General features: G+C 31.7%; 3 protein-coding genes. All 3 read left to right on the forward strand.

Annotated features, from left to right (window positions below):
- Nucleotides 1–260 precede the first annotated feature (260 nt).
- The 3 genes from PO830_RS14595 to PO830_RS14605 are packed head-to-tail and all read left to right on the forward strand — an operon-like array spanning nucleotide 261 to nucleotide 5,411.
- Nucleotides 261–461, forward strand: coding sequence for a helix-turn-helix domain-containing protein (locus PO830_RS14595; protein ID WP_240244145.1), 201 nt, complete (start codon nucleotides 261–263; stop codon nucleotides 459–461).
- Nucleotides 458–1,468, forward strand: coding sequence for a restriction endonuclease subunit M (locus tag PO830_RS14600; protein ID WP_272854317.1), 1,011 nt, complete (start codon nucleotides 458–460; stop codon nucleotides 1,466–1,468). The genes PO830_RS14595 and PO830_RS14600 overlap by 4 nt, the downstream gene beginning before the upstream one ends.
- Nucleotides 1,458–5,411: an Eco57I restriction-modification methylase domain-containing protein gene (locus PO830_RS14605; RefSeq protein ID WP_272854318.1), complete on the forward strand. Its 3,954-nt coding sequence runs from the start codon at nucleotides 1,458–1,460 to the stop codon at nucleotides 5,409–5,411. The genes PO830_RS14600 and PO830_RS14605 overlap by 11 nt, the downstream gene beginning before the upstream one ends.
- Nucleotides 5,412–5,728 lie beyond the last annotated feature (317 nt).

The following is a 5,728-nucleotide window of genomic DNA, read 5'->3' on the forward strand; positions in this document are numbered from 1 at the left end:
TTCCCACAAACGCTCCGCGTTTTGGTTCTGCCATTCAGCCGCCTAAGCCTCCCGCCGTATGATAGCCCGGACCGTTGTACACAAGCTCTGAAAAGCCAACCGCACAGTCAAGCACATTTCATTTTGCTCGTACCTCACAAAATAAAAAGAGCTTGCCTCTACCCAACGCTCACCCAAACTGAGTGATTATTTTTATACTCATTTAGTGAGATACACAATAATTCTTCTTACATTAGTAAACTGAATTAAATAATTCAATTATGAACCGAATTAAAGAGGTTTTAGAACAAAAAGGGATTAAACAAAAGTGGTTAGCTGAACAAATGGGAAAGAGTTATAATATGGTGAACTCTTATGCTCAAAACAGACGACAACCGAGTTTGGAGGACTTGTACAAAATTGCGGAAATCCTAAACATAGAAGCAAAAGAATTATTAGTGCCAATAAAGGAATTGAATTGAGGACAGAAATAGACATATTAGAAAATGAAATCTTAGAAAAATATCCAGAGGTATTGGATATTCTTTTGCGTGACCAAACCACTCAAAAAAACATTATTTGGGCAACTAATAATTATGAGTATTTTGGAGAATCATATTTAGAAAGCAAGCAGATTGAATCTGAACTCATCACAGGCGTTAACGGTGATGTGATAATGCCTAGGGTTCAAAAAGACCAAATATTACAACAATCTAGAATTAAGAATATGGCTGAAGTCTTTACGCCATCTTGGATTTGCAACGCTCAAAACAACTTGATAGATAATGCTTGGTTTGAACGAAAAAACGTCTTTAATAAGGAAATACCTAATCAGAAAAAGTGGAAAACGAATCAAGAAAGAGTTGAGTTTCCTAAAAATAAATCTTGGCGAGACTATGTAAATGACAAACGACTTGAAATTTCTTGTGGTGAAGCACCATACATAACAAGCCGATACGACACGACAACAGGGAAATTTATAGAAATTAAAAATAGAATTGGTTTACTCGATAGAAAACTAAGAATAATAAATGAAAATGTCGATGACCTAAACGAATGGAATGAGGCAACTAAATCTGCTTATAAAAACACATACGCTTATGAATGGCAAGGCGATAGTTTATTATTAGCTAGGGAATCAATGTTATTTACATACATAGAGAATTACCAATATAAATTTAAAAAAGAACCTTTAATTAAATCAATTCAAGATATAGCTGAGATTATTTCTTGGAATGTTTGGCAAATGGACGGATTAAAAGGGGTAATTCCTTTTTCTTGTGGAGAAATAAAAACCAAAAAAGTTAATCTATTTGGAGAAGAAGAAACAGATAATTCATTTTGCAAAGGTTGTCTTAATGGTAATATTTTCGAGCATAATGGAATTTACTGTTTGATTATGGATTGGTCAAGTACAGGATTAAAAGGTAAAAAAATAAAGTTTATAGACCTACTTCAAAATAAACATCAATCAATAAATGGCAAATAATAATCAACTTGACATACAACTTTTAGAAGATATTATTATCGGAAGAGTTGAGCCACATATCTATGCTTTTACAACGGAAACGGTTCCTAATTATTTAAAAGTTGGTGACACTTACAGACCAGTTGAACAAAGACTTAACGAATGGAGAAAACATTTTCCACAACTTGAAAAAAAGTATCAAAAAGTTGCTAAAGCTAACGAAGAAACATTTTTCAGAGACTTTGCTATTCATCAGTATTTAGAAAATGAACTTAAGAAATTAAGACTAGTTCAAGGGGATTTAGATTCCACTATATATTATTCAAACGAATTTTTTAAAGATACTAATATCAGTGATATTGATGACGCAATCACAGATATTATTGATGCTCACAAAAACAATGAGCCTAAGTATAAATTTTACAAATTCGATGGTAGTTTATTACCTGAAACGCATACCTACGCTAGAAATCAAGAATACGAGCCAAGACCTAATCAAAAAGAGACCATTAAGAGATTTAGAGAAGCCATTAACAATGGTAGAAATAATCTCTTAATGTACGCAGTAATGCGATTTGGTAAGTCGTTTACCTCTATGTGCTGTGCGGTCGAGATGAACGCAAAATTTGTTCTAATTGTTTCTGCAAAAGCTGATGTGAAGAATGAATGGAAGAAAACGGTTGAAAGTCACGTCAAATTTGATGAATTTAACTTTTTAGATAGTAATTCACTTTTAGAAAGCGAAACAATCATAAAAGATAAGCTAGAAGCTAACGAAAAAGTTGCCTTATTTCTTACACTTCAAGACTTACAAGGAGATGATATAAAAACCAAACATAAGGAAGTGTTTGAAAATCAAATCGACCTTCTACTTATAGACGAAACACATTTTGGTGCAAGAGCTTTAGAATATGGAAAGGTTTTAAAAGAGTTAAAGAGTAAAAAAGAACTAAAGAGTGAAACCGAACTCAATGATGAATCTTTAGACGAATTAGAAGAAACAACTAAGACAATTAACTCGAAAATTCGAATTCATTTATCAGGAACACCATATCGTATCTTGATGAACAGTGAATTTACAACTGATGATATTATTGCCTTTTATCAGTTTACTAATATTGCCGATGACCAACAAAAATGGGATAATGAATACTTAACCAAAGACGATACGAAGGAATGGGAAAACCCTTATTATGGTTTTCCTCAAATGATTCGATTTGCTTTCAATCCAAACGAATCATCTAGACAAAAAATGGAAGAACTGAAAAAATTGGGTATTACTTACGCTTTTTCAGAGTTGTTCAGACCAAAATCCATACTAAAAGACACAAAAACAGAATTACATAAAAAGTTCGTTCACGAGCAAGAAATTATTGACTTGCTTAATGTTATAGATGGCACAAAAAATGACGATAATTTATTGAGCTTTCTAGATTATGACAAACTGAAAGAAGGCAAAATGTGTCGTCATATCGTTTGTGTGCTTCCTTATCGTGCTTCGTGTGACGCATTTGAAAATCTTATTAAATCTAACGAATTCAAAAATTTGAGTTCGTATGAAGTAATTAATATATCTGGCGTTGAAAATGAAAAGATTTTTAAAGACACTCAGTCTGTAAAATCTAAAATTGAAAAATGTGAAAGTGAAAACAAGAAAACAATCACTTTGACAGTAAACAGAATGCTTACTGGTAGTACAGTTCCGCAATGGGATACTATGCTATATTTAAAAGATACTGCTTCGCCTCAAGAATACGACCAAGCTATTTTTAGACTTCAAAGTCAATTTATAAAGACTTACAAAGAACCTAATGGAGATTCTGTTAAATACAATATGAAGCCTCAAACCTTGTTAGTTGACTTTAATCCAAACAGAATGTTCCAAATGCAGGAACATAAATCGCAGATTTACAATGTAAATGTAGAATCCAATGGAAACTCAAGATTAGGCGAACGAATAGAAAAAGAACTACAAGTCTCACCAATTATAGTAATTAATAACAAAAAATTGGTTCAAGTTGAACCAACAGATATTTTAAATGCAGTTCGTCAATATTCAAGTGAAAGAAGTGTGCTAGACGAAGCCACCTCAATTTCAATAGATTATTCGCTTTTAAGTATTGAAGAAATAAAAGCAGTTATTGACAGACAAGGTAAAATAGGTTCAAGACAAGGTATTGAAATTAAACCTTCTGAAGGCGAAGGAGACGACCTAGATACAGGTGACAAACCTGATGGTGATGACACACCTGGAAAAGAAGACAAAGAAATAGAAACTTCAAAGGAAGATAAAGTAGACTACAAAGGAAAATTTGCAATGTACTATGCAAGAATTCTTTTCTTTTCTTTTCTCACAAATTCAAAAGTCAAATCACTAGAAGAAATTATTGAAGCCATAAATGATGAACAAGACAATCTTCGTGTTGCGTCTAACTTAAGTTTAGAAACAGTGATACTTTCACTATTTCAACAACACATCAATCCTTTTGTTTTAAGTGAGTTAGATTATAAAATTCAAAATATCAATTCGCTTGCAAATGACACAACTATTTCACCTATCGAAAGGGCAAGCAATGCAATGAAAAAATTCAGTCGTTTATCAGACTCTGAGATTGTTACGCCTGAAATTGTAACAGATAAAATCATTCAAACTTTACCAGAAGATATTATTAGTGATTCTACTTTACTATTAGACATTGCTTCAAAACAAGGTGAATTTGTTTACTCTGTTTATAAAAAGTTTGGTAAAAAGGTAGCGAACAATTTTTATTCAATACCAACATCAAAAATTGCTTATGAATTTACTAGAAAAGTATATTCATTACTTGAGCTAAATATAGAAAATATAGAATCAAACTACACATCTTATGATTTGATTGAAGAAAACGATTTGATTCAAGATGAAACCATAAAAATTAACAACAACGATATGAAATTTAATGCAATTGTTGGAAATCCACCATATCAGCAAACAATTAGTGACAACTCAAAAAACAAATCATTAAGTAGACAAATATTTCCTGATTTTATAAAAATTTGTGTTGGTCTAAACCCAAACTATCTATCTCTTGTAACACCTTCAAGATGGTTCACAGGAGATGCTCAGGATAAATCTTTTTTACGATTGCGAGAATTTTTTCAAGAAAACAACCATATACAGAGCATAGTCAACATACCAATTTCAAATTCTGTTTTTCCCGCAGTTGAAATAAGTGGTGGTATAAACTATTTTGTTTACAATCCGAATCACAATGGTGATATAGAATTCACTGAGTATTATGATGAAGAAAATTTGCAAACTTATACAAGACCGCTATTTGAAGAAGGACTAGATATTATTCTAAGTAGTGGTTTTAGCCATAATATCATAAGTAAAGTAAAAAATGAAGGTTTCGAATCAATAACAGCCTTAACGAAAGGTCGTAACGCTTTTGGCATTTTAGGTAAAAATGCAAATGAGATTTCAAGTTCAACTTATCAAAATGGATATTACGAATTAAGATGTAAGCACGAAGAAATTAGATATGTTGATAGCGAACTCATTACTAAAAATAAAGAAATTGCCGATAAATGGAAGATTTTTATATCCAAAAGTAATGGTGCAGCAGGCTTATTAACTGACAACAAAGAAGTATCAATTTTAGGTAAACCTTACTTAGCAAAACCAAGGTCGGCTTGTACTGATTCTCTAATCCCAATTGGAAATTTTGAAACTGAATTTGAAGCAAAAGCATTAGAATCTTATATCAAAACAAAATTTTTAAGATATATGGTTGGCATATTAAAAACTTCACAGAATATACTTCAAAATGTATATCAATTTGTTCCTATTCAAGATTTCACGCCTGATTCGGATATTGATTGGACTAAATCCATTGAAGAAATAGATAAACAACTTTACGAAAAGTATAAATTGAGTGATGAAGAAATTAAATTTATCGAAAAAATGATAAAGCCAATGTAAGCCAACGCTAAAAGCCATACACATTTGCAATTCGCTCAAGCCACCACATAACCCAAAAATTGCAAAAGAGTATGTCTTTGCCAACGCTGAAAACCAAGCTGAATGGAAAAAAGCCAGTGTACAACATTGTATAAAAATAATAGCGGTTTAATCGCTAAAACGAAAGTGAAAAATATAAATCAAACAACAGTAATAAACCGAAAAGTAACAGCATAAAATCCGCTACTATTCTTATACGTTACCGTTGTACACCATTTTGACTAACAATGAAAATCTTTTTTTGCGATAGTGTTTTTGACAAAAAATTAGTCGAACCT

The sequence above is a fragment of the Altibacter sp. HG106 genome (genome assembly GCF_028561755.1).
In the GTDB taxonomy this organism is placed as follows: Bacteria; Bacteroidota; Bacteroidia; order Flavobacteriales; family Flavobacteriaceae; genus DFVG01.